Source organism: Erythrobacter sp. K21-9 (genome assembly GCF_055808355.1).
Genome location: NZ_CM147866.1, coordinates 2,023,819 through 2,047,291 on the forward strand (window position 1 = coordinate 2,023,819; position 23,473 = coordinate 2,047,291).

27 protein-coding genes, 1 tRNA gene and 1 pseudogene are annotated in these 23,473 nt (G+C 60.5%); 7 read left to right on the plus strand and 22 right to left on the minus strand.

From position 1 onward, the window contains the following. Window positions 1–7 precede the first annotated feature (7 nt). The 11 genes from rimK to AC0L39_RS10295 form a co-directional block, all read right to left on the minus strand. Window positions 8–913: a 30S ribosomal protein S6--L-glutamate ligase gene (rimK, locus tag AC0L39_RS10245; RefSeq protein WP_473257632.1), complete on the minus strand. Its 906-nt coding sequence runs from the start codon at window positions 911–913 to the stop codon at window positions 8–10. A 13-nt stretch (window positions 914–926) separates the two neighbouring features. After that, window positions 927–1,382 carry an ATP-dependent zinc protease family protein gene (locus tag AC0L39_RS10250; protein ID WP_473257634.1) on the minus strand — a complete coding sequence of 152 codons (456 nt, stop codon included), beginning with the start codon at window positions 1,380–1,382 and terminating at the stop codon, window positions 927–929. After that, a complete protein-coding gene (locus AC0L39_RS10255; protein ID WP_473257636.1) occupies window positions 1,379–1,924 on the minus strand; it encodes a YncE family protein in 546 nt (181 codons plus the stop codon). Before AC0L39_RS10255 ends, AC0L39_RS10250 begins: the two co-directional genes overlap by 4 nt. 43 nt (window positions 1,925–1,967) lie before the next feature. Then, window positions 1,968–2,405 carry a YncE family protein gene (locus AC0L39_RS10260; protein ID WP_473257638.1) on the minus strand — a complete coding sequence of 146 codons (438 nt, stop codon included), beginning with the start codon at window positions 2,403–2,405 and terminating at the stop codon, window positions 1,968–1,970. Beyond that, complete coding sequence (locus tag AC0L39_RS10265; protein ID WP_473257640.1) at window positions 2,405–4,276, minus strand: M2 family metallopeptidase; 1,872 nt, start codon at window positions 4,274–4,276, stop codon at window positions 2,405–2,407. The genes AC0L39_RS10260 and AC0L39_RS10265 overlap by 1 nt, the downstream gene beginning before the upstream one ends. A gap of 70 nt (window positions 4,277–4,346) precedes the next feature. Next, entirely contained in the window at window positions 4,347–5,144 is a 798-nt protein-coding gene (locus AC0L39_RS10270) for an alpha/beta fold hydrolase (RefSeq protein WP_473257642.1), read from the minus strand. Continuing rightward, window positions 5,141–5,575, minus strand: a complete 435-nt coding sequence (locus AC0L39_RS10275; RefSeq protein WP_473257644.1) for a GFA family protein — start codon at window positions 5,573–5,575, stop codon at window positions 5,141–5,143. Before AC0L39_RS10275 ends, AC0L39_RS10270 begins: the two co-directional genes overlap by 4 nt. Continuing rightward, window positions 5,572–6,219: a DsbA family protein gene (locus tag AC0L39_RS10280; protein ID WP_473257646.1), complete on the minus strand. Its 648-nt coding sequence runs from the start codon at window positions 6,217–6,219 to the stop codon at window positions 5,572–5,574. Before AC0L39_RS10280 ends, AC0L39_RS10275 begins: the two co-directional genes overlap by 4 nt. A 9-nt stretch (window positions 6,220–6,228) precedes the next feature. Continuing rightward, window positions 6,229–6,678, minus strand: coding sequence for a GNAT family N-acetyltransferase (locus AC0L39_RS10285; RefSeq protein WP_473257647.1), 450 nt, complete (start codon window positions 6,676–6,678; stop codon window positions 6,229–6,231). Continuing rightward, window positions 6,663–7,205 (minus strand): aspartate-semialdehyde dehydrogenase, encoded by a 543-nt coding sequence (locus AC0L39_RS10290; protein WP_473257649.1) that lies wholly within the window; start codon window positions 7,203–7,205, stop codon window positions 6,663–6,665. Before AC0L39_RS10290 ends, AC0L39_RS10285 begins: the two co-directional genes overlap by 16 nt. A gap of 5 nt (window positions 7,206–7,210) precedes the next feature. Next, complete coding sequence (locus AC0L39_RS10295) at window positions 7,211–8,236, minus strand: aspartate-semialdehyde dehydrogenase (protein WP_473257650.1); 1,026 nt, start codon at window positions 8,234–8,236, stop codon at window positions 7,211–7,213. Between the two features lie 73 nt (window positions 8,237–8,309). Between AC0L39_RS10295 and AC0L39_RS10300 the strand changes: the two genes are divergently transcribed. After that, window positions 8,310–9,176: an alpha/beta fold hydrolase gene (locus AC0L39_RS10300; RefSeq protein WP_473257652.1), complete on the plus strand. Its 867-nt coding sequence runs from the start codon at window positions 8,310–8,312 to the stop codon at window positions 9,174–9,176. Here the strand turns inward: AC0L39_RS10300 and AC0L39_RS10305 are convergent, their stop codons facing one another. From AC0L39_RS10305 to AC0L39_RS10350, 10 genes and pseudogenes are all read right to left on the minus strand, one after another. Then, complete coding sequence (locus tag AC0L39_RS10305; RefSeq protein WP_473257654.1) at window positions 9,177–11,405, minus strand: S9 family peptidase; 2,229 nt, start codon at window positions 11,403–11,405, stop codon at window positions 9,177–9,179. It lies immediately after the preceding gene. A 131-nt stretch (window positions 11,406–11,536) separates the two neighbouring features. Continuing rightward, the gene (gene rplS / locus AC0L39_RS10310) at window positions 11,537–11,905 is read right to left on the minus strand and encodes a 50S ribosomal protein L19 (RefSeq protein ID WP_473257656.1); all 369 of its coding nucleotides are present in this window, start codon (window positions 11,903–11,905) and stop codon (window positions 11,537–11,539) included. After that, a pseudogene (gene trmD / locus AC0L39_RS10315) lies at window positions 11,902–12,644 on the minus strand (tRNA (guanosine(37)-N1)-methyltransferase TrmD). The gene rplS and the pseudogene trmD overlap by 4 nt, the downstream one beginning before the upstream one ends. 133 nt (window positions 12,645–12,777) lie before the next feature. Further along, a complete protein-coding gene (locus AC0L39_RS10320; RefSeq protein WP_473257658.1) occupies window positions 12,778–13,062 on the minus strand; it encodes a hypothetical protein in 285 nt (94 codons plus the stop codon). Then, entirely contained in the window at window positions 13,059–14,033 is a 975-nt protein-coding gene (locus tag AC0L39_RS10325; RefSeq protein ID WP_473257659.1) for a carbon-nitrogen hydrolase family protein, read from the minus strand. The genes AC0L39_RS10320 and AC0L39_RS10325 overlap by 4 nt, the downstream gene beginning before the upstream one ends. 4 nt (window positions 14,034–14,037) lie before the next feature. Beyond that, complete coding sequence (rimM, locus tag AC0L39_RS10330; RefSeq protein ID WP_473257661.1) at window positions 14,038–14,556, minus strand: ribosome maturation factor RimM; 519 nt, start codon at window positions 14,554–14,556, stop codon at window positions 14,038–14,040. A 9-nt stretch (window positions 14,557–14,565) separates the two neighbouring features. Beyond that, the gene (gene rpsP, locus AC0L39_RS10335) at window positions 14,566–15,141 is read right to left on the minus strand and encodes a 30S ribosomal protein S16 (RefSeq protein ID WP_473257663.1); all 576 of its coding nucleotides are present in this window, start codon (window positions 15,139–15,141) and stop codon (window positions 14,566–14,568) included. 51 nt (window positions 15,142–15,192) lie between these two features. After that, the gene (gene ffh / locus AC0L39_RS10340) at window positions 15,193–16,659 is read right to left on the minus strand and encodes a signal recognition particle protein (RefSeq protein WP_473257665.1); all 1,467 of its coding nucleotides are present in this window, start codon (window positions 16,657–16,659) and stop codon (window positions 15,193–15,195) included. Between the two features lie 177 nt (window positions 16,660–16,836). Continuing rightward, window positions 16,837–16,912: transfer RNA gene (locus AC0L39_RS10345), tRNA-Ala, on the minus strand. A 95-nt stretch (window positions 16,913–17,007) separates the two neighbouring features. Then, window positions 17,008–17,352 (minus strand): TIGR02300 family protein, encoded by a 345-nt coding sequence (locus AC0L39_RS10350; RefSeq protein WP_473257667.1) that lies wholly within the window; start codon window positions 17,350–17,352, stop codon window positions 17,008–17,010. A 168-nt stretch (window positions 17,353–17,520) separates the two neighbouring features. Between AC0L39_RS10350 and aroA the strand changes: the two genes are divergently transcribed. Genes aroA through cmk form a run of 4 tightly spaced genes read left to right on the plus strand, consistent with a single transcriptional unit; the run spans window position 17,521 to window position 19,950 of the window. Next, window positions 17,521–18,840, plus strand: coding sequence for a 3-phosphoshikimate 1-carboxyvinyltransferase (gene aroA, locus AC0L39_RS10355; protein WP_473257669.1), 1,320 nt, complete (start codon window positions 17,521–17,523; stop codon window positions 18,838–18,840). Continuing rightward, window positions 18,837–19,121, plus strand: coding sequence for a CBU_0592 family membrane protein (locus tag AC0L39_RS10360; RefSeq protein ID WP_473257670.1), 285 nt, complete (start codon window positions 18,837–18,839; stop codon window positions 19,119–19,121). The genes aroA and AC0L39_RS10360 overlap by 4 nt, the downstream gene beginning before the upstream one ends. Further along, window positions 19,118–19,327 (plus strand): hypothetical protein, encoded by a 210-nt coding sequence (locus AC0L39_RS10365; protein ID WP_473257672.1) that lies wholly within the window; start codon window positions 19,118–19,120, stop codon window positions 19,325–19,327. Before AC0L39_RS10360 ends, AC0L39_RS10365 begins: the two co-directional genes overlap by 4 nt. Further along, on the plus strand, window positions 19,324–19,950 hold the full coding sequence (gene cmk, locus AC0L39_RS10370; RefSeq protein ID WP_473257673.1) for a (d)CMP kinase: 627 nt from the start codon (window positions 19,324–19,326) through the stop codon (window positions 19,948–19,950). The genes AC0L39_RS10365 and cmk overlap by 4 nt, the downstream gene beginning before the upstream one ends. A gap of 3 nt (window positions 19,951–19,953) precedes the next feature. Here the strand turns inward: cmk and AC0L39_RS10375 are convergent, their stop codons facing one another. Then, window positions 19,954–20,550: a hypothetical protein gene (locus tag AC0L39_RS10375; protein ID WP_473257674.1), complete on the minus strand. Its 597-nt coding sequence runs from the start codon at window positions 20,548–20,550 to the stop codon at window positions 19,954–19,956. A gap of 292 nt (window positions 20,551–20,842) precedes the next feature. Between AC0L39_RS10375 and rpsA the strand changes: the two genes are divergently transcribed. Continuing rightward, complete coding sequence (gene rpsA, locus AC0L39_RS10380) at window positions 20,843–22,549, plus strand: 30S ribosomal protein S1 (RefSeq protein ID WP_473257676.1); 1,707 nt, start codon at window positions 20,843–20,845, stop codon at window positions 22,547–22,549. A gap of 163 nt (window positions 22,550–22,712) precedes the next feature. After that, on the plus strand, window positions 22,713–23,471 hold the full coding sequence (gloB, locus tag AC0L39_RS10385; protein ID WP_473257678.1) for a hydroxyacylglutathione hydrolase: 759 nt from the start codon (window positions 22,713–22,715) through the stop codon (window positions 23,469–23,471). The last annotated feature ends 2 nt before the right edge of the window (window positions 23,472–23,473 follow it).

The following is a 23,473-nucleotide window of genomic DNA, read 5'->3' on the forward strand; positions in this document are numbered from 1 at the left end:
CTGCCCGTCATCCCTTACCCTTGGTCTTGGTATCTCCCGGCTTTGCCTTTGCTTCCATGAACTCGATTATCTGGCCCGCAATATCCTTGCCGGTGGCATTCTCAATGCCTTCGAGGCCGGGCGAGGAATTCACCTCCATGATGACCGGCCCATGATTGCTTCGCAACAGGTCCACACCGCAAACGTTCAGCCCCATCGCCTTGGCCGCGCGGACAGCTGTCGAGCGTTCCTCGGGCGTGATCTTGATCAGCTGAGCGCTGCCGCCGCGGTGCAGGTTCGAGCGGAATTCACCCTCTGCGCCCTGCCGCTTCATCGCCGCCACGACCTTGCCGCCGACGACGAGACAGCGGATGTCCGATCCGCCCGCTTCCTTGATGAATTCCTGCACCATGATGTTCACGTTTGCGCCGCGAAACGCCTCGATGATCGAAGCCCCGCCCTTGAGCGTCTCGGCAAGGACCACTCCGATACCTTGCGCGCCCTCCAGCAGCTTGATCACCACCGGCGGACCATTGACCGCCTTGATGATCTCTTCTGCCTGCTTGGGATCATTGGCATAGGCCGTAAGTGGCAGGCCCAAGCCATATTTCGCCATGATCTGCGTCGAGCGCAGCTTGTCGCGGCTGCGGCCAATGGCAACGGATTCATTAAGCGACCACACACCGCCCATCTCGAATTGGCGCAAGACCGCAAGCCCGTAATTGGTGATCGAAGCACCGATGCGCGGAATAACCGCGTCATAACCGGAGAGCGTTTCTCCGCGATACATGATGGTTGGCCGGTGGCTGGCGATATTCACCGTGCAGCGCGTCGTGTTGAGAATATCCAATTCATGACCGCGCGCCTCCGCTCCCTCTTTCAGCCGCTTGTGCGAATAGAGGTTCGGATTGCGGGCGAGCATTGCAATTTTCATAGGGAGGGCACTTTCAAGAGTTGGAAATTCTAGTCGTCGGCTTCTGTGGTGACTGAAGCCAGGAATGGCCGCTATCGACCATGAAATGGCGGCGGAGAGCCGTTCGTCCGATCAGCATCGGGAATTGCATGTCGGACCGGTCCGCAAGGCTGAATTCTGCGCGAAACTCTATATCGCCGATACGGAGCGGCGTTTTGATGACGAACCGTTGCTGCGTTTCACCATTAGAGCTGGTTATGCCGCGCGTGTCGACCTGCACAGCCTCGCATTCATGCGCTTCGCCGTCCCAGTCGACCGAGAAGCGGACAAAGGGTTTGCCCGCGCGATCGAATTGCTCGAGCACATGACCGTGCAGCGAAGACGTACGCGCGCCCGTGTCGATCTTTGCCGGTATGCCGGAGAGGCCAAGCGCGGGCAGGTCGACGAGTTCACGCCAACCGACTGCAGGAAGCAGCTTGCGACCGGTCAAGGAAGGATGGCCATGCCGTCCCCGCCCTCACCCGTGGGGAGGCGGCGAAGCACTTTGCCGGTCGCGTAATCGACCTCCGCGACGGTATTGCTTGCGGTTTCGGCGACGTAAATCTTCGACCCGTCATCGGACCACAGGATGGTGACCTGAAACCGGTCCTGCGCCTCTTCGGATCCGGATACGGCAATGCTGCGCACAACTTTGGCGGCGGAAAGATCGATCACGGTCAGGCCGCCATCGGCGAGGTCGGAGGTGACCGCGACGTCGCCTTGCGGCCGGATTGCGAGCCGCAGCGGGAATGCGCCGGTTTCGATGGTATTGCGCACCTCCATCGTCATCGGATCAAGCTCGAACGCCTGGTTCGATCCGCGCGCCGACACCCATAGCGCCTTACCATCGGGCGAGAGCGCGATGCCTTCGGGCTCCTCTCCGACGGTGACCGAAAGCGGCGCTCGCTTCGCTTTCAGATCGACCCGCGTGACCGTTCGCGAGCCGAGATCGGTCGTCCACGCGATATCCGCATCGGGAGAAACAACCAGCATGTGGCTGCCTTCCTTGCCTGTGGAATATTCGAATGCCTGCCTCTCACCGAGCGTACCGGTGGATCCAGAACACAGACTTACGGCCTTCCGCGGTGGCGTAGATGTCGCCGGTCGGGTGCCAGACTATGCCGTGCGGACGCGCGTTCGCCCCAAGGTCGATACTCGCGACACGAGACAGGTCGCCGGTAGCAAAGATATCGACCGTAGTTCCGCCATAGCAGGCGAGCGCGACATGCTTGCCATCGGGTGACGTCGCCAGTTCATGCGGGTTCGTGCAGCTATCGAGGCGCAGCAACTCTTCGCCAGTTTCGAGGTCGATTTTCGACAAGGTGTTGCCGCGCTTGTTGGCAACGAACAGGGTCGGACGATCCTCACCATTTGCCGCCGCCTGTGACGCGGTGGAAGCCTCACCGCCCGGCGCGCATGCCATGACCGCCATTAGTGCAGGCAGGAGAACGTTCCGGGCAGCAAGATGCCTCATTACCAACCCTCTTCCTGGCCAGCGTTCTGCTCGTCCAGCCATTCCTTCAGCGGGGCAAAATACTCGACCATCGCCGCGCCGGACATCTGGCGCTCACCTGTAAAGGCTTCGAGTGCGTCGGGCCACGGCTTGGATGCGCCGAGTTCGAGCATCGCGTTCAGGTTCTTGCCGACTTCTTCGTTGCCGTAGAACGAACAGCGGTGCAGCGGCCCTTCCCATCCGGCCTGATCACAGGCGGCCTTATAGAACTGAAATTGCAGCAGCCGCGCAAGGAAGTAGCGCGTATACGACACGTTGCCCGGCACATGATATTTCGCGCCCGGATCGAAGGCATCGGCTGGACGCTCAACCGGCGGGACAATGCCCTGATATTCGGTGCGCAGATCGGTCCATGCGGTGTTGTAATCCTCCGGCGCGACCGATCCGTCGAACAGGCTCCAGCGATAACGGTCGACCAGCAGGCCGAACGGGAGGAAGGCGACCTTGTCCATCGCCTGACGCAGCAGCAGGCCGATATCCTTGTCAGCGCTAGGCACCTGCTCGGGTTCGAGCATGTCGATCTGCACAAGGTAATCGGGCGTAATCGATAGCGCGATCATATCCCCTATAGCTTCATGGAAACCGTCATTCGCGCCGTTCAGGTGCAAATAGTCCTGCTGGTTGTAAGCGCGTTGGTAGTAATTGTGGCCAAGCTCGTGGTGAATGGTGATAAAGTCATCCGCGTTCTGCTTGATGCACATCTTGATGCGCAGGTCGTCGATATTGTCGAGGTTCCACGCGCTTGCATGGCAGACAACTTCGCGGTCGCGCGGTTTGGTGAACTGGCTGCGCTCCCAGAAAGTTTCGGGCAACGGCTCGAAGCCGAGCGAGGAGAAAAAGTCCTCGCCCACGCGGGTCATCTGCACCGCGTCGAGTTCTTTCTGCTCGATCAGGTTGGTGAGGTCATACCCAATGTCCCCTGCGCCTTCGGGCGCCACAAGCGGATAGATATTGCCCCATTCCTGCGCCCACATGTTGCCGAGCAGATCAGCGCGGATCGGGCCGGTGGCGGGCTGCACTTCGTCGCCGTGCTTCTCATTGAGCTTGCGGCGGACATAGGTGTGCAGCGCGACATAGAGCGGTTTGACTTCCTGCCACATCCGCTCCGTATCGGCGGCGAATGCCTCGGGCGTCATATCATAACCGGAGCGCCACATCGTCCCGACATTGTCGAAGCCGAGCTCGGCCGCGCCTTCATTGGCGATGGCGAGCATGCGAGTGTAATCCTCCCGCATCGGCGCGCCGACATTGTCGTGCCAGCTCGCCCACATTTCGGCGAGCTCTGCCGGTGTCCGCTCGATATTGCCCATTTCCGCTTCGATGTCGGAGCCGTTGATCGGCTCACCGTTCAGCGTGCCTTTGCCCTGTCCGTAATCCGATCCAAGCTTGGTCGCGATGTTCGACAGCTCTTCGGCAGCGCCGTCGCGCGATGGGGCGGGCATCGAAATGCCGTTGCGCAGCATGTCGAGCTTGCGCGCGACTTCGGGGTCCAGCCCTTCGATCTGCGCATACTTGGCCGCTTCGTTGGCATAACCAACGCTCTTTAGGGTCGCCTCCGCGCCGTATTTCGCCGCTAGCGTGTTGCTGTCGTGGTTGATGTAGGTCGCGTTCAGCCACGAAATATGCGCGAACGTGTTGGAAAATTCGAGCATGTCAGCCTCGGCAGCGGCGATGAAATCGGCCGCGCCCTCAGGCGTCAGGGGAAACTCTGTTGCGGCAGCTTCTTCTGCTGCATGGTCGGCCCCGTGGCCATCAGCCAGTGCAGGAGCGGAAGCGAGCGAAACGGCAAGCGCCGCGAATGAAGTTGTGAGCGCGCGTGGTGCGAATTTCATGTGAGTTGCGATCCTCTACGATTGTGTTGGTCTGCGATGGGTAGCTGATTGGACCTGTGGCCCACCTGAATCAAGCGGTGTTCGTCGATTTCCCTGCGGGGCTTACCCCTTGCAGGTATTCTACAATCGCGCTGCCAAGCTCCGGCTTGGTTGCGCTGTCGAGATGTCCGCCCGGGACAGTCTGGTAGATCGCATCAGGCAACAGCCGCGCCAACTCCTCCGCCGATCCGTTGTCGTCATCCTTCTCGCCGCACAGCACGAGCGCCGGCACGTCGATATTCGCAAGCATTGCGGGGTCGAGGTCTTCGAACGCATCGAGGAGCAATCGCGCGGCCACGCGGTCAACCCCTTGCGATTTGAGGAATTGGCGAGAGAGATAGGCAGGATCGCCGCGCTCGATCGTGTCGAACTCGTCGATGACGCGCTTGAAAAAAGCAGAGCGCCGCTGCCATTCGGACAGCCCTGCAACGCCCATGCCGCAAGCAATCAGGTGGCGCGGATGCAGGACGCCGGTCGCGCAGGCGTGGATCGCGGTGCGCGCGCCGAGCGAGAAGCCGACAAGATCATACTCCCCGTCGGACAATCCGGCGTAATCGACCAGCGCCGCCGCGTCTCTCACCAGCACTCCAGCGGGATAGGCCGATGGCTCGCGCGGTGATGCGCTTTGGCCGTGGACCCGGAAATCGAGCATGATCGCCTCGAAACCGGCCTGCGCCAACTTCTCGGCATGCCCCCACCTGATCCAGTTCATGTCGGCGCTTGAGAACAGGCCGTGGAGCAGGACAACCGGGCGGCCTTCGCCGATGCGGTGCACCGCAAGCTCGGTGCCGTCAAAGGACGAGAATGTCGTTTGCACCGGTTCGCTCATGTCAACAATTCCATCCATTCTTCCGGCGTCTGCGGTTGTTTGCTCCACTGCGGCACGCCGGGCGGAAGCACGACCCAGCCTTGTTTGCTGCTCGTCCAGATATGCGCGACCGGCTCTATCTCTGCCGCGTTATCGAGTGAGCCACCCTTGATGGTCACGATGCCGGGCCGGTTTTCTCCAGCGTGGTAGACGCGGCTGCCGCAGGCCTTGCAAAAATGGCAGATCGTATGAGAGCCGCTATCGGTGGGGCGACGCCACGAGGCCGTGTCTCCCTCGATTTGGAGACTATCGAGCAATACCGGCACGGAGATGCCGAACGCACTGGCGGATTGTTTCTGACATTCGCGGCAATGGCATGCATAAGGGACAAGGCGGTCAGTATCGACGCGATACCGCACCGCTCCGCATTGGCAGCCGCCCGTGAAACTCACCGCTTTGCGAGCCCTTTTTGCTCCATGCGCCATTTGGCCATTTCGATCCGATCCTGACCGAAAAACGGCTCGTTTTCGAACACCAGCGTCGGGACGCCCCAATGCCCTGCTGCCTCGAGTGCGGTCTGGTTCGCAGCGATTTCCTCGTCGAGTGCGTCGCCCTGCTCGCTCACTTCGGCGTCCAGCTCGGCGAGGTCCAGCCCGGCACGCTGCGCTGCGCCCGCAAGGTGATCGCCCTCATTCCAGTTTTGCGCGCCGCCCCAGATAAGCGCGGCTGCCTCATGCGCAAAGTCGAGGCCCTTGCCGCGCCGATTTGCCGCCTGACCCAGCCGCGTGATCCGTTCGATATATGGCTGCTCAGGCGCGATTGCGCGCGTCGCCATGTCCTGAATGATGGGATCGGGACGCGGCGCGCCGAAGGGAATGCCGTGGAATTGCGCCACGCGGACCATGTCGCGCATCGTGTATCCGATCCAGTTGGGATGATTGCGCTCGAAGAAATCGGGCTGGCGCACCGCGAGCGGATAGACCGGCTTCAAGACGATATCGAGGTCGAATTCCTCCGTCATCGCCCGGTATCTGCCCACCGAAAGGTAAGAATACGGCGAACGAAAGCTGAAATAGAGATCGGCTGAAAAGGTCATTTCGCTATCTTAGAGAACTAGTCGCCAGCGCCAAGCTCTACCGATTTCGTCGTCCTCGACGCAGCCATGACGAGCAAAACCGTTGGCTAGCAGCACTCCGGTAGACGGATTATCCTGCGGGAGCGTGTCTGCAATCACGCATTGCGCGCCCGCTTCACGCGCAACATCGACGAGAAACGCAGCTGCGGCCTTGGCCAATCCCTTCCCCTCATGCTCGGTGAATGTCAGATAACCGATCTCTACCTCGCCGTCTGGATTTGGCGCCCCCTTGAAGGATCCGAAGACTACGGCGTGACCATCCTTCCAACCGAGATAGGCGCACCAAGGAGGGAGCTGTTCGCTCTCTGCAACTTCCGCGATAGCTTGTGAGAAGTCACCCGCTTCTTGCGGGCCGGGCAGCCCCTTGCCCTTGGCAATCGGTCGAAATTCGAGCGCTGCACCTTTCACCGGAAAAAGCACTGAGTGCCAGCGTAGAGGCTGGACAGGTTGTCACCTTCGAAAAAGCCGCCGATCCGGTCGCCGATCGCGAATTCCTCGCCGAGGGTGCTTTCCTCGATCATGGCGAAACCGTCGGTCGCTTCGATCTCGCTGCGCGGCGCGCCGATCGCAATATTACCCGTGAGGCTGATCGTCTCAGTCGTATCGTCCCAAAACCAGCCGACCAGACTGCCATTCTGGAAATTGACAGTAAGGCCGCCGGGGAAGGACGAGTATTGCATCGCTCCAGCGCCGCATTCCGGGTTTTCGCCGGCATCTCCTGGCTTGCCAAGCGCTCTGGCTAGCGAGGCTTCGACCTCGGCCTGCCCGGCAGCAAAATAGAATGCTTCCGGCCCGGCAGTCAGGCCGTCGGGCTTGAGCAACACTTCGTTCGCATCGACCGTTTGCGCACTCGGACGCAGCTGCGCCTGTTCGGCAGGGCTCGGGACATTTCCGCTATCGCAAGCGGCCAGCGCAAGAGCCGCGCCAGTCAGCAGGAAAATGCGCATGATCCCTATCCTTTCTTCAAATGCCGCCGCCCCAGCAATTCGGCGATCTGCACCGCATTGAGCGCCGCGCCCTTGCGCAAATTATCGGACACGCACCACAACGTCAGTCCGTGCTCAACCGTGGGATCATCGCGCACGCGGCTGATATAGGTCGCACTGTCGCCGGCGCATTCCACCGGAGTGACATAGCCTTCGTCCTCGCGCTTATCGACGAGCATGATGCCCGGTGCCTCGCGCAGGATGTCCTGCGCCTGTTCAGCGGAGAGCTCTTTCTCGAACTCGATATTCACCGCCTCGGCATGGCCTACGAAGACCGGCACACGTACGCATGTGGCGTTAAGCTTAATCTTGGGGTCGAGGATCTTTTTGGTCTCGACCACCATCTTCCATTCTTCCTTGGTCGATCCATCGTCGAGGAAGACGTCGATATGCGGGATCACGTTGAAGGCGATCTGCTTGGTGAACTTGCTCGGCTCCACCGGATCGCCAACGAAGATTGCCCGGCTCTGTTCGAACAGTTCGTCCATGCCCGCCTTGCCCGCGCCCGACACCGATTGGTAGGTCGAGACGACCACGCGCTTGATCCCGGCAGCCTTGTGCAGGGGCGCGAGCGCGACAACGAGCTGCGCGGTCGAGCAATTGGGGTTGGCGATAATGTTGCGCTTCGAATAGCCATCGATCGCATCCGGGTTCACCTCCGGTACGATGAGCGGCACATCGGGCTCCATGCGGTAGAGCGAGGAATTGTCGATCACGACGCAGCCTGCAGCTGCCGCCTTGGGCGCGTATTCCTTGGCCGGGCCGCTGCCCGCTGCGAACAGGGCAATGTCCCATCCTGCCCAGTCGAAATGCTCGATATTCTTGCATTTGAGCATCTTTCCGGTGTCGCCGAATTCAACCTCGGTCCCCTGGCTGCGTCCTGAAGCGACCGCAGCCACCTCATCGCAGGGAAACTCGCGCTCGGCGAGGATCTGCATCATTTCGCGCCCGACATTTCCGGTCGCGCCGACGACTGCTACACGGTAGCCCAAATCACATTCTCCGTTTCAAAACTGTTTGCGCCACTCGCTGGCGACACTAGCGTGCCAGCACAAGGGGAAAAACGTGAGCGCAGATACACTGGACTGGCGTGCGAAAGCCAAGCATTTTGACTACCAGGGGCTTCAAATCGCCTATTGGACCGGCGGAAATACGAATGCACGCCCGCTGGTGCTTGTGCACGGCTTCCCAACCTGTGCGTGGGATTGGGCACGCATATGGGACGCGCTTGGCGAAAAACATCATCTGATTGCCTGTGACATGCTGGGCTTTGGCCTATCGGACAAACCACGAGGCGAATACTCGATCCACGGACAGTCCGATATTCACGAGAGCCTGCTGGCCGAACTTGGCATTACTGAATTTGACGCCCTGGTGCATGATTACGGCGTGTCTGTAGGACAGGAGTTACTAGCCCGGCAGCAAGAGGGGTCGGGCGTCGCGGGTCTCGGTCAAGTGGTATACCTGAATGGCGGTATCTTCCCCGAACAGCACCGCCCGCGCCCGATCCAGAAACTCGGCGTATCACCGCTCGGCTTCCTCGTCGGACTGCTGATGAATCGCAAAAGTTTTGGCCGGAGTTTCTCGGAAGTCTTCGGACCCGACACACAGCCAACAGAGGCAGAGCTAGACGAGTTCTGGGAGTTCATCAGCTACAAGGGCGGCAACCCCATCACGCACAAGCTGCTGCACTATATCGCGGACCGAATGACACATAAGGAACGTTGGGAGGCGACACTGGTGAGCGCGCAGGACCGGATTGGCCTGATCAACGGAGCGCTCGATCCGGTATCCGGAAGACATGCCTATGAAAAATGGCGCGAAGTGCTTCCCGGCGCTCGCCATCATCTGATCCCGAGGGTCGGTCACTATCCGCAGGTTGAGGCCGCTGATGAAGTCGCTTCCAAAGCGCTCGAGTGGCTGGCCAGTTGATTACTCCGGCGGTTTCACGCCGTGGCTTTCAAGAAAGCGGAAGATCGTGTTCCAAAGATGCGGCGAGATATTCTCGCCCGCCACACGGTGCGTGTATCCGGGATAGAGCATCATCTCGAACGGCACGTTGCCTTCCTGCAGCACGCTGATGAGTTCAGACGAGTTTTCAAACACCACATTGTCGTCCGCCATGCCGTGGATCAGCAGCAGCGGATCGCTGATCTTGGTCGCATCGGGGATCGCGCTTGCGGCTTCGTAAGCCTCCGGCACTTCGCGCGGATCGCCCATGAAGCGTTCTGTGTAATGCGTGTCGTAAAGCTCCCACTTGGTCACCGGCGCGCCGGAAATACCCGCAGCATACAGTCCCGGATCGGCCTGTAGCTGTTTCAGCGTCATGTAACCGCCATAGGACCAGCCATAGAGCGCGATCTTGTCAGAATCGACGAAGTCGAGCGTCTTGAGGAACTCCGCGCCGATCTTCTGGTCACGCACCTCGACCGCGCCCATCGCCCGGTAGAGCGGTTGTTCGAAGTCCACGCCGCGATTGGCCGTGCCGCGATTGTCGAGCGCGAAGTAGATGTAGCCCTTGTCGACAATCGCCTGCGCAAGCGCGCCCTGCCAGCCCTTGTCCACGATCTGCGGTCCAGGACCGGAATAGTGGTAATAGAACACCGGGTATTTCTTGCCCGGCTCCATCTCGGGCTTGAGCATCATCCAGTGCAACGGCGTTCCGTCTTCGGCCGCCACTGTGCCGTATTCGGGTGTTACATGGCTGGCGAGATAGGGCGCGTAGGGATGCTCGGCATTGAGTGCGTTCTGCTCGATCCAGGTAAGGCGCTCGCCATGGGTGTTGGCGAGATAGCTCTGCGCAGGCTGCCCTACGTTTGACCGGGTGATGTAAAGCGACCGCGCTTTGTTATCCATGATCGCAGAATGCACATATCCGGGCTCCGTTAGTCGATCGACGCAATGGGGGTCGCATGACATATCAAGCGCATAGACATGCTGCTCGAGGATGCCGTCAGCGTTGCCCTGAAAATATACTCGACCGGCATCTCCATCGTATCCGAGCAGTTTCGTCACCACCCAATCCCCATTCGTCAGCTGGAACCACTGACCGTCCCTGAAGACGTATAGGTGCCCGTATCCATCGCGTTCCGACCACCACAGCAGGCTGCCATCCTTCAGGAAGCGGTAATTGTCGCTGAGGTTGATCCAGTAATCCTCGCGCGCGGCGGTTTCGGTGAAGAGAACCTCGCTCTCACCTGTCGCTGGATCGACTTTCAACATATCGAGCACTGTCTGCTCGCGGTTCTGGCGCTGGATATACAGGAAGTCGTCCGGCCCCCAATCGACGCGAGCGATGTAGATGTCGGTGCTTTCGCCCAGATCGACCTTCACGCGGTTCTCGCCGTCCGGGTCCATCACGAAAAGCTCGACAAGCGCATTATCCGATCCCGCAACCGGATAACGCTGGTCGAAAACCTTGGTCCCGGTCGCGCCGATTGCAGCGCGGGTGACAATCCCGACCGGGCTTTCATCCGTGCGCTGCACCGCGATGCGAAGGTCATTGGGCTCCCACCAATAGCCGTCCATCCGGCTCATCTCTTCTTGCGCAACGAATTCGGCTTCGCCCCAGCGGATCGTATCCTCTTCTCTAGGGGTGATAGGAACGGCGTCCTCACCCACCTTCCCGACCCACAATTGCCGGTCGCGCACGAAGGAGACGTAGCCGCCCTTGCTTGAAAGCTTGGGGTTGAGTTCGCTTTCCTCGGTGTCGGTCAAGCGCGTAACCTCACCGTCGAGTTTGGCGAAATACAAGTCGCCGTCGAGCGGGACGAGCACGCCCGACCCGTCGCTAGCCCACTGGTAGCTGATTATGCCTTTGAGATTGCCGACACGCGCACGCTCGCGCTGCATTTTCTCGTCTTCGGACAATTCGCGGCCCGTGCCCAAGGCCTCGCTATCGACCAGCATCGACCACTCGCCCGAGCTGACCTCGAAGCCCCACAGGTCGTACCGCTCGCGGTCGTCTTCGCGGTTGCGCAGCAGCGTGAGATATCGTCCGTCCGGGGAAAGCTTGGCTGCACGCGGCGTGGGGCCTTCGAGCGACGGAGAAGCAAAGACGCGCTCGAAAGTCAGTTCGGGCTGATCGGTCATCGCGTGATCGTCCGCGCTGGCAGGAACGGACAACACGGCAGCTGCAGCGGCAAGGATCGGTAGACGCATTTCAAAGAGGGCCCCTTCAATTCCGGTGAATTGCCCGCTCCCCTCGCAATCAAGCGCCTCATTTGCAAGACCGCATACCAAAAAGGGCGGCTCCCACAGGAACCGCCCTTTGAATTTCGCTGGTGCGAGATTTACGCCTTGGGCGCATTTTCCCGGCGTTCGGCGATACGCGCACGCTTACCGGTGCGGTCGCGCAGATAGTAAAGCTTCGCACGGCGCACGACACCGCGGCGGACCACGGTGATGCTGTCCACGATCGGTGCGTAAACCGGGAATACACGCTCGACGCCTTCACCGAAGCTCATCTTGCGTACGGTGAAATTGGAGCCCATTCCGCGGTTCGAACGCGCTATGACCACGCCTTCGAAGTTCTGGATACGCTCGCGGTTGCCTTCGGTAACTTTCACGCCGACGCGAACGGTGTCGCCTGCGCGGAAGTCCGGAATTTCTTTTTCGACCTTGCCGATTTCTTCGGCTTCGATTTGCTGGATCAGGTTCACTGGTCCGTTTCCTTTTTCTTTCGCCGCGCGCCAGAGGCAGACTGGTCCCGAACGCTCGAATAGCGTTCCCAAAGGTCCGGCCTGCGTAACCTAGTGTCGGTTTCCGCCTGAGCCTTGCGCCAAGCATCAACCTTCGCATGATCCCCAGATCGCAGCACTTCGGGGATCGTGCGCCCTTCCCATTCCTGAGGTCGGGTATATTGCGGGTATTCGAGAAGCCCGTCTTCGAAGCTTTCCTCTGTCCCGCTAGAAGCCGCGCCCATTACTCCGGGAAGCAGCCGAATGCAAGCGTCAAGTACGGCAATCGCCGCCGTTTCACCGCCGGAAAGGACGATGTCGGCAAGGCTGACCTGCTCGATCTGAGGCCGCGCTTCAAACAAGCGTTCATCAAAGCCCTCAAACCGGTACCGCAAAGCAGGGTGACGCCGGGGCCTTGTGCGATCTCGCGGATGCGCGCTTGGGTGATCGGTTTCCCGCGCGGCGTCATGGCGAGGATCGGGCGTTCATCGGCCACGCTATCAACTGCCGCGCCGAGGATATCCGCCTTGAGCACCATCCCCGCCCCGCCGCCAGCGGGCGTGTCATCGACGGTGCGGTGTTTGTCAGTAGCGAAGTCGCGCGGGTTCACGGTCGCGCAGTTCCAATCCCCCCGCTCCAGCGCCTTGCCCGCCAGCGAAGTACCGAGCGGCCCGGGAAACATCTCTGGGTAGAGCGTGAGGATGGTGGCGGCGAAGCTCAAAATTCCTCTCCAGTGAGGGAGGGAACCAAGGTGTGAGTATCGCGAGCCGATCGGGTGGAACCCGTATCCACGACACCTCTTCCATTTAGTAGTGGGTTCATGGCTGAGCTTCTCAACGGGAAGAATAAGAGCCTCAATCGACCACTCTTTGCGCGACCAAGTTCGACAACGCGGACAAAATGGCGAAAATCATGATGAGAAAAGGAGCAATGATGAAAATACCTGCCTTGTTCCACGGATACAAACCGTCCCAGGCAGAAGCGATCCAGACCACCACAAGCGCAGTGGGTATCAACAGATAGGCGAAAGAATCTCGAATTCGCTGAGAGTTGGTCATTTTCCGAACGACCACATTCAGGAAAGCGGAAAGCGCCATTACAAGCATGGCTGCAAGTAAGATCGAGAACCAAAAGTTCATCGGTCAACAATCTTGGGGTTTTCGCCCCAATTCACCCCATCCTTCGCCCGCGTATCGACGCTTAGTTCAAACACATCGGGTCGGGAATAGTGGCCATCTGTATCGAGGCTCGCGAGGTTATGACCGATCTCTGACAAATCCAATTCGGCACGCAAAATCTCCTCACCGTCACCCGCCTGCGCAACCACGCGCGCATCGGGTGCGGCGATCATCGATCCGCCACGATTGAGCACGTCGCTCTCGAGGGCATTGAACAGCTCCTCGGCCTCCGGTGAACCGCCAACCCGCTCCAACCCGTCGAACAAATCATCGCGGTGCTGCACAAGCCCTGCGGCCAGCACAAAGCACCGTCCCTCCATCGCGTAGTGCCGTGAGGCCAGCGCATATTCCTCGCGCACGGTCGGCCATGCGGCGACATGCACGCTCTCGCCGAGATTATGCATCGCCGCGCGGGCGAGCGGCATCCAGTGCTCCCAGCAGATCAGGTTACCCGCCCGGCCCCATTCGGCCTCGTGGACGTCCAGTGTCGAGCCATCGCCCCGCATCCAGATCAGCCGCTCGCCATGAGTAGGCACCAGCTTGCGGTGGTCGAGCGGCGACTCGCCGGGGCGGAAGAGCAGTTGGTTGTTGTAGAGGCTCTGACGCAGCCGCTCATGCGCGCCGATGGAGATGCAAGCACCACTCTCGTCGCACAGCTCCTGCAAAGGCAGCAGCCGCTCGTCGCCGGGCACAATTGCTTGATCCAGCATGATCGCGTGGAGCGCCTTTGTCCCCGGATGGTCCCACAGCGCCGCTCCCGGAGCCTCATCGAGCCACAGCGGATAGCCGCCCAGAAACGTCTCGCCGAAGGCCACGAACTGCGCGCCGCCCTCGATCGCCTCGCGCGCAAGCCGCGTCGCCTTCTCGATCCCGCCCGTAATGTCGAGCGGGATCGGAGCGGCTTGGCAGATTGCGACGTTGAGCGCTTTCATGCGCTCAGTCCTCTGCGAATTCGGCTGCGATCACAAGTTTTGTCTCGTCCCATTCGATCACGGCATCGCCGGTCATGGGGACCATAAAGGTTTTCATGCCCTTTTCAGGCACGGGGTCTTTGTTGATTTCGATTATGTCGCTTGCGCCGAAATTCTCGACGGCAGTGACCATGCCAACCGCATCGCCGCTGTCCGTAACCACAGTCAAGCCGATCAGGTCGGCGTAGTAGAATTCGCCTTCTTCCAAAGGGGGCAAGTCTTCGCGCGACACGGTCAGCACCGTCCCGCGCCGCTTCTCGGCATCGTTTCGATCGGAAATTTCGGCGAACCGCGCAACCGCGCCGCCCTTGTTGTCCGAGCGGACCTTTTTCAGCGTCAACGTATCATCGTTGAAGCTGGTATGCGCGGCGAGAGCCTCGACGCCCTCCCCGAACAGTTTGAGGCGAACCTCGCCAGAAACACCATGCGCGCCGGTAATCGCGGCAAGTTCCACGGTCCGGCGCGCATCGTTGTTTTCGGGCATGTGAGCGGTTTACTCGCTCTTTTCTTCAGCCGCGCCGCCTTCGGCAGCCTGTTCGGCCATCGCGGTCTTGTCTTCATCGGTGGCGTCAGCCGGGGTTTCTTCCTCGACCGCGTCTGCCACAGCTTCAGCGGTTTCTTCGGTCTTGACCGAGCCGGTTGCTTCATTTTCGGTCGCTTCCGCTGCGGTTTCTTCTTCCGCAGGTGCTGCCTTGGCTTCTTCTTCAGCGGCCTTCGCAGCTTCTTCGGCTTCCTTCAGCTTTTCAGCCTTTTCCTCAGCGCGCTCGGTCGCCTTTTCGCCGGGCTTGCCCTTATTCGGATTGTTGCGAGCTTCGCGCTCCATGATGCCTGCAGCGTCGAAGAAGCGCAGGACGCGGTCGGACGGCTTGGCGCCGACGCCGATCCAGTACTTCGCGCGGTCTTCGTCGAGCTTCACGCGGTTCTCGTCATCCTTGGCGAGCAGCGGGTTATAGGTCCCGATCTGCTCAAGATACTTACCGTCGCGCGGGCTGCGCGAATCGGAGACGACAATGCGATAATAAGGACGCTTCTTTGCGCCGCCGCGCGAAAGCCGGATTGCTACTGCCATTTGAAATTACCTTTCGAGTTTAAATTTCTGAATTCGTGTAGTTTGTTACGTTTACTTCTTCGGGCCGGGGCCGCCGAGACCAGGTAGCCCGCCGGGCATTCCGCCGCCCGGGCCACCAAGGCCGGGCATCCCGCCACCGGGACCGCCCATTCCCCCGCCGCCAAACATCGCTGCGAGGCCCTTCAGCCCACCCATCTTCTTGATCTGCTTCATCGCGCGGCCCATTTCCTGGTGCATCTTGAGCAGCTTGTTCACAGTCTGAACGTCGGTGCCGCTGCCAGCCGCCACGCGTTTCTTGCGTTTGGCGTTCATCACACCAGGATGCGCGCGTTCCTTGGCCGTCATCGATCCGATGATCGCATCCATGTGAACCAGCACCTTGTCATCCATGTTCGACGCAGCCATCGCGGCTTTCGCCTTTTTCATGCCTGGCATCATGCCAGCGAGCATCCCGAGGCCGCCCATATTCTGCATCTGCTTCAGCTGCATGCGCAGGTCGTTAAGGTCGAATTTGCCCTTCTCGAAATTCTTCGCGAGCTGCTCGGCTTCTTCTTCCTTGATCGTCGCAGCCGCTTTTTCGACGAGGCTGACGACGTCGCCCATGCCGAGGATACGGTCGGCCACGCTGCCGGGCCGGAAGGTTTCGATTGCGTCGAGCTTTTCGCCCGTGCCCGCAAACTTGATCGGCTTACCCGTAACCGCACGCATGGAAAGCGCCGCACCGCCGCGGGCATCGCCGTCCATCCGGGTGAGCACAACGCCGGTCAGCGGAACTTCACTCGTGAAGCTCTGCGCGACATTGACCGCGTCCTGACCGGTGAGCGAGTCGACCACCAGCAGCACTTCGGTCGGCGCAGAGACGCCGGAAACGGCTTTCATCTCGGCCATCAGCGCTTCATCGACATGCAGGCGACCTGCGGTGTCGAGCAGCAGAACGTCGAAATTCTGGAGCCTCGCCGAATCCATCGCGCGCCGCGCAATATCGACCGGTTGCTGACCAGCCACAATCGGCAGCGTCGCGATATCGACCTGCTCGCCCAGCACCGCCAGTTGCTCCTGCGCAGCCGGACGGTTTACGTCGAGCGATGCCATCATGGCTTTTTTGCCATGCTTCTCGCGGATCAGTTTACCCAGCTTTGCGGTCGTCGTGGTCTTACCCGAGCCCTGTAGGCCGACCATCATGATGACCACCGGCGGCTTGGCTTCGAGGATCAGGCCCTCACCCGCAATCGCGCCATGCGGATCTTCGGGATCGCCGCCTAGCGTCCTAATGAGCTCGTCATGAACGATCTTGACGACCTGCTGTCCCGGACTGACGGCCTTGAGGACTTCCTGACCGACTGCCTTTTCAGTGACAGCGTCGATGAACCGGCGCGCGACCGGGAGCGCAACATCTGCCTCCAGCAGCGCAATGCGCACCTCGCGCATGGCATCGCGGACATCCTGTTCCTTGAGCACGCCACGGCCCTTGAGCTTGTCAAAGACGCCGCCAAGGCGGTCGGACAGATTGTCAAACATCGTCTTCAACTCCTCTGTGCCAACATCGACACGGACTAAACGCGAAAAACGCCGGCGAACGAAACCTCGTTGGCCAGCGTGCGGTGTTTGTCTGTCTGGTCGCTTCCCGAAAGAAAAAGTGGAAACCACTTTTCTGGGAAACTCCCGGGCGGAAAACCCGACTTAATATTGGTTCGATGGTGGAGCCTAGCGGGATCGAACCGCTGACCTCAACACTGCCAGTGTTGCGCTCTCCCAGCTGAGCTAAGGCCCCATTTCATCGATATGTGACCCTATCAAATATAGGGCCCAAACCCTGCTCTCGCAAGGAGGTGGCCCTCTAAGACCGCCCCCCGCGAAACGCAAGAATTAATTATCGTCGTCGTCGTCGTCGCCTTTGCCCTTGGCTACGCCAAGATCATCGTCGCCCCCGAGATCGACATCGTTATCAGGCGAGTCTTCCTCGTCGTCGATGTTCTCGATGTCTTTCAGCTCATCGTCCTCATCGTCGGCAAGATCGCTGTCCGCTTCGCCTTCCTTCTTCTTCTTTTCGGCGTCATCGAACGGGATCGGCTGCTTCGATTTGAGCACCGGCTCGGGATACCATTCCTCGCCGCATTCGATGCAGGTCACCGGTTCATCATTGCCGAGGTCATAGAAGCGTTCCCCGCATTTGGGGCAGGAACGCTTGGTGCCCCATTCTGGCTTAGCCATTCTCACTAAATCCTTAGTCTTGCCCGCTCACATGGCAGGCGCGGTAAATTCGTATTTTATTGGGACCGGGTGCTACCGGAATCAAGATCGCGGCGCGCCTTGCCAGATGCACGGGGCACTGTCAAAGCAGCGCGTCTCGAACGCCGACCTAATCACGGACCTTCGCAATTGCCAGCCCATACATTCCATCCTTCCAATCCGCTGACCGGGGCATTGCGCGTTCCGGGTGACAAATCGATCAGCCACCGCGCTCTGATGTTCTCCTCGCTCGCGGTTGGCGAAAGCACCATAGAAGGCCTGCTGGAGGGCGAGGACGTACTGGCGACAGCGGCGGCGATGCGGCAATTGGGTGCCGAGATCGAGCGCGGCAACGATGGCATCTGGCACGTCCACGGCGCAGGCGTCGGCAGCCTGCTTGAGCCCAGGCAAGCGCTCGACATGGGCAATTCCGGGACATCCACGCGCCTGCTGATGGGCTTGCTAGCGAGCCACGGTTTCAGCGCGACGTTTGTCGGCGATGCGAGCCTCTCAGGCCGACCGATGAACCGCGTGATCGAACCGCTAAGCCAGATGGGCGCGAGTTTCGAGGCATCGACCGGCGGCACCCTCCCCTTGATGCTCCGCGGCGCACAACATGCGGTTCCGATCAGGTATCGCCTTCCCGTCGCGAGCGCACAGGTAAAAAGCGCAGTATTGCTGGCGGGCCTGAACACACCGGGTATCACCAGCGTCATTGAGCCGGTCGCGACCCGCGATCATACCGAGCGGATGCTGGCAGGCTTCGGCGCGCAGCTGGACATCGGCGAGCAGGACGGCGAGCGACTGATCTCGATCCACGGAGAGGCGGACCTGAGGCCGCAGCACGTCGTAGTTCCGGGCGATCCTTCTTCGGCGGCGTTCTTCATGGTCGCCGCTTTGATCGTGCCCGGCAGCGACATCACGATCAAGAATGTCGGCATGAACGAAACTCGGGCTGGAATCGTCCGGGCTTTGCGCCAGATGGGCGGCTCGATCGAGGAGCTGAACGCCCGCGAGGTGGGCGGTGAGCCGGTCGCGGACCTGCGGGTGCGTCACTCGGCGCTTTCCGGAGCCGATATTAACCCGGCTCTCGCGCCCAGCATGATCGACGAGTTTCCGGTCCTCTTCGTTGCCGCTGCTCTGGCAGAAGGAACGACGCGGACCACCGGCCTCGAAGAGCTCCGCGTCAAGGAGAGCGACCGGATCGCGGCGATGGCCAAGGCGCTGACGCTGGCAGGCGCGCGGGTCGAGGAGAATGAGGACGGTCTCACCATCCACGGTACCGGCGGCGAGCCCCTGCGCGGCACACCAGAAGCCGCAAGCGCTGAAACCAAGCTCGACCACCGCATAGCGATGAGCATGGCCGTTGCGGGCCTTGTGAGCCGAGACGGGGTTCGCATTGACGATACCGCGCCTATCGCGACCAGTTTCCCTACGTTCATGGATCTGCTGGCCGGAGCAGCAGGATGACGACACCTCTCGACTGGGCCAGCATTGTCGGATTTTTCGGCACTGCCTGCATCATCGGCGCCTATGCCTATCTCACGTATGTCGAGAAGCCGAACCCGTATGTCCTCCATGGAACAAACCTGACCGGAGCCGCGCTGCTTACGGTCTCGCTGATGGTCCATACGAACTGGCCAAGCCTTGTGCTCGAAGGGTTCTGGGCCGCGATCGCGATATTCGGGCTGGTGAAAGCCTTCCGCGCGCGCAAGGCCCTCGACAAGACCCATGACAAAGCGCCGACATGATACGACGCCGCATCTTTGCCGCATTGATCCTGTTCGGCTTCGCCATTGGATCGGCGTTGTTCTGGAACGATGGCGCGATGGACTGGGTACTGGTCGGCATAAACCTGGTCGCCGCATTGCTCGGCCTGCTCGTTCTGCATTTCCGCTGGCGTTCAAAGGAACGCCGCCCGCTTTCCCCTGAAAAAGCTCAGGACATATTCTCATGATTATCGCTGTCGATGGCCCGACCGCTTCGGGAAAAGGCACAATTGCCAAGAAACTCGCTGAGCATTTCGGAGTGCCGCATCTCGATACCGGGCTGCTTTACCGCGCGGTCGGCCAGCAAGTTTGGCTCAATGGCGGCGATCCAGAGATCGAAGCCGACGCCCTTGCCGCGCGCGATTTCGATGATGAGTTGCTCGGAGATGACATCCTTCGCTCCGAGGAAGTCGGCGGATTGGCGAGCCGGGTCTCGGTGCATCCCGCGGTTCGCCAGGCGCTGTTCGAGCGGCAACGCGCGTTTGCTATGCAGCCCGGCGGTTCGCTGCTTGACGGACGCGATATCGGCACGGTCATCGCGCCAGATGCCGACGTGAAGCTGTTCATTACCGCCAGCGCGCAGGAGCGCGCGCGGCGGCGATGGCTCGAAATGACGGATCGCGGCATCGAAGCCCAGCTTGCCGATGTGGAAGCCGACATCGCGCGGCGCGATGCCCGCGATATCAATCGTACCGACGCGCCGCTGAAGGCAGCGCCGGACGCGCTGATCATCGACACGACGGAATTTAACCGGCAGCAGGCATTCGATGCTGTGCTCGAGGCTGTCGAAGAAGCTCTCCGGTCGGGCTGAATTCTATTCGCCGCCCCAACCGCTGGCATCCGGGTCGGAGGCTGCATCGTCGCCCCAGCCATCCTGCTCATTCGTGACCCGCTGGGTGGCCATATCAGCCCGGCGCTCAACGAAATCCTCATCGACGGCAAAGCCATCACTCTGCATTTTGGGCAGGTTTTTCAGCGTCGCGACACTCATTTGCTTTCCAAGTTGCGTCCCGTCAATTGGCTCACCGGTCAGTATCTGGCGAACATGCGCCGCGATCTCGAGCTCGACCATTCCAGCAGCACTCTCGGCGAGTGCCGACCCGTCTTCGCCGCATTCGGGAGTGATGCGGGTAGCGTTTTCGTCGATCGCTTCGAACAGGACCCGGCAAGACGAAGCGAATGTTCCTGCGTGGGACAGCCGAACACGAATGCCTTCTTCCGCAGCGCCAGCCGAACGCATTGTCCGGGTCTGCGAGCCGGACTTCCATTCGGATTGCGCGCTGCTGATGCGCGCTTTCGCATCCGCGACGGAAATTGCGTAAGTGTTTTCGTCAGCACCGCCTGAACACCCTGCGAGCGCAATGGCTGGCAGCGCGAGGGCGATGGATGTGGTGAGCCGCTTGCTAATCATATGCTGAACCCTCGTTCCGAAACCGATGCCTGCCAATACCGTGCCGTGGTTAGGAAATGCTTATCGGCTCGCCTGTCACGGGGCATTTCCCTTGCTTTTGCCGGGTTGTTGCACTAGGCGCGCGTCCGTTCTCGCAATCTTTTTCGGTTGAGAGAGCCTTTGCGGCGGCATCCGGCCTCGCAGAGACGTCGGCCTCTTGCCCTGCTAGCCCTCGCAATGGTGCGTGGGAGGCAGTTTAAGACCCCGGAAAACCGGTGGCCGGTAGCAAACAGTAAACAGGAATTTTTCCTATATGGCGACCTCGCCCAACCCAACGCGCGACGATTTCGAAGCGCTTCTCAACGAACAACTCGGCGGCGCCGGCAACGAAGGCTTTGAAGGCCGCGTTGTCAAAGGCACCGTAACCTCGATCGAAGCCGGCATGGCCGTGATCGACGTCGGCCTCAAATCCGAAGGCCGCGTGAACCTCAAGGAATTTGCCCGCGGCGAAGACGAGCACGGTCTCGAAGTCGGCAGCGAAGTCGAGGTCTATGTCGACCGCGTCGAAAACGCCGATGGCGAAGCAATGCTCAGCCGCGACCGCGCCCGCCGCGAAGCCGCATGGGACAAACTTGAAAACGAATTCGGCGAAGGCAAGCGCGTCGAAGGCCGTATCTTCTACCGGGTCAAGGGTGGCTTCACCGTCGACCTCGACGGCGCAGTAGCCTTCCTCCCCGGCAGCCAGGTGGATATCCGCCCCGTGCGCGATGTCACCCCGCTGATGGACATGCCGCAGCCGTTCCAGATCCTCAAAATGGACCGCCGCCGCGGTAACATCGTGGTCTCGCGCCGTGCTGTCCTCGAAGAAACGCGCGCCGAACAGCGCAGCGAGCTGATCGACAAGCTGGCCGAAGGTCAGGTCATCGACGGTGTGGTCAAGAACATCACCGATTACGGTGCGTTCGTGGACCTCGGCGGTATCGACGGCCTGCTGCACGTCACCGACATGAGCTACAAGCGCGTCAACCACCCAAGCGAGATCATCGAAATTGGCCAGACCGTCACGGTCCAGATCGTGCGCATCAATGCCGATACGCAGCGCATCAGCCTTGGCATGAAGCAGCTCGAAAGCGATCCGTGGGACGGTGTCGCAGCGAAGTATCCAATGGGTGCCAAGCTGACCGGAACCGTGACCAATATCACCGAATACGGTGCATTCGTCGAACTGGAGCCGGGCATCGAAGGCCTCGTCCACGTCAGCGAAATGAGCTGGACCAAGAAGAATGTCCACCCTGGCAAGATCGTCTCGACCTCCCAGGAAGTCGAAGTCATGGTCCTCGAAGTCGACAGCGAAAAGCGCCGCATTTCGCTTGGCCTCAAACAGGCTCAGGGCAACCCCTGGGACGAGTTCGCGGAGAAGTATCCGGTGGGCGCCGAAGTCGAAGGCGAAGTCAAGAACGCCACCGAATTCGGTCTGTTCGTCGGCCTCGACGGCGATGTCGATGGCATGGTCCACATGTCGGATATCGCATGGGGCATCTCGGGCGAAGACGCATTGGCGCTCCACCGCAAGGGTGAGCAGGTCAAGGCCGTCGTTCTCGACGTCGATGTCGAGAAGGAACGCATCAGCCTCGGCATGAAGCAGCTCGAAAAGGGCGCTCCAAGTGCAGAAGGTGCCGATGCCAGCGCACTGCGCAAGGGCCAGACCGTCACCGTCACTGTCCTCGAAGTCCGCGATGGCGGTCTCGAAGTGCAGGTTGGCGACGACGGCGCAACCGGCTTCATCAAGCGCAGCGACCTCGACCGCGACCGCGACGAACAGCGTCCCGACCGTTTCCAGGTCGGCAGCAAGGTCGACGCGATGGTCACCGGGTTCGACCGCTCGAAGAAGCCGAACTTCTCGATCAAGGCGCGTCAGATCGCCGAAGAGAAAGAAGCAGTGCAGCAGTTCGGTTCGTCCGACAGCGGCGCATCGCTCGGCGACATCCTTGGCGAAGCGCTCAAGAAGGGCGACGATTGATCGCATCAGCGACCGAATGACCGACCGCTTCGTCGCTTAAAGAAGCGGTAGGACAAATAAGAAGGCCCGCCCTCCCCTCGGAGTGGCGGGCCTTTTCTATTGCATCTCAGGAGCGTAGACTGCGCAGCAACATAGCGCCGACAAAGAGCCTAAGAGGCATTCCATGACGATCCAGATCCACCAGTTTCCCTGCCTGTCCGACAATTACGGTTTCCTCGTCCATAATTCGGTGACCGATGAAACCGCCGCCATCGATACGCCCGATGCAAAGGAGTATCTCAAGCAGGCAGCGGATAAGGGCTGGACCATCACGCATATCTGGAACACCCACTGGCACCCCGATCATGCCGGTGGCAACAAGGCTATTGTCGAGGCAACCGGAGCGCGCGCGCTTGCCCCGAAGGAGGTCGAGAAACTCTCGCCCGTCGACCGGGTGGTCAAGCATGGTGACAGCGTGAACCTCGGCGAACACCGCGCCGACATTATCGACGTCTCGGGCCACACCAACGGCCACATCGCCTATCACATCGTCGAGGAAGGCGTAGCGTTCGTGGGCGATGCCGTGTTCGCACTCGGTTGCGGGAGGATGTTCGAAGGCGAGCCCAAGCAGTTCTGGACCAGTCTCGAGCGGATCAAGCGCATGTCGACTGCCACGACCCTCTATTGCGCGCATGAATACACGCAGGCAAATGCAAAATTCGCGCTGCATGCCGATCCGGACAATGCAGCGCTCCGGAAATATGTTGCCGAGATCGATGAAAAACGCGCGCGCGGTGAGCCAACCGTGCCGACTGTCCTGAAGCGCGAGCTCGAGACCAACCCGTTTCTGCGCGCAGACGACCCTGCGATGATGGAAAGGTGGGGCGGGAGCGAACCGCACGAGACCTTCGCCGCCCTGCGCGAAGCCAAGGACAACTTCTGAGC